Origin of the sequence: Clostridium sp. ATCC BAA-442, assembly GCF_964239415.1 — a bacterium.
Classification (GTDB): Bacteria; Bacillota; Clostridia; order Oscillospirales; family Oscillospiraceae; genus Flavonifractor; species Flavonifractor plautii.
The window spans coordinates 6,103-6,383 of sequence record NZ_CAXSQB010000088.1 but is presented as its reverse complement, the minus strand read 5'-3'; the positions used below and the strand labels follow the sequence as shown (position 1 = coordinate 6,383).

Sequence of the window (281 nt, the reverse complement as noted above, 5' to 3'; positions counted from 1 at the left end):
CCCCTGCGCCCAGTCCGACGCCAGGCGGCACTCCGTCGCCCGTCCCAACCGCCACACCTGTGCTTCCCCTGGAGCCCAGTCCAACTGTCCCCCCCAGCCCGGAGTCCCCGCCGGCATATACCCCTCCTGTGGAGGCCACCGCCACACCGGAATCTGGCGTCGGTCCCGGCATGGAGCCGGTGGAGGAGACCCCGGCCGTCACGCCGGAAACCGGGTCCACCCCGGCGGCCGTACCCTCAGCGGCGCCCGCCGCCTGACCCTAAAACAAGAGTGGAGGGCCC

Annotated in this window: 1 pseudogene; it reads left to right on the top strand. The window is 73.0% G+C overall.

Annotation, left to right across the window (positions count from 1 at the left end):
• Positions 1–257: pseudogene (locus tag ACESY8_RS19235) on the top strand (VanW family protein); the annotation flags it as partial.
• Positions 258–281 lie beyond the last annotated feature (24 nt).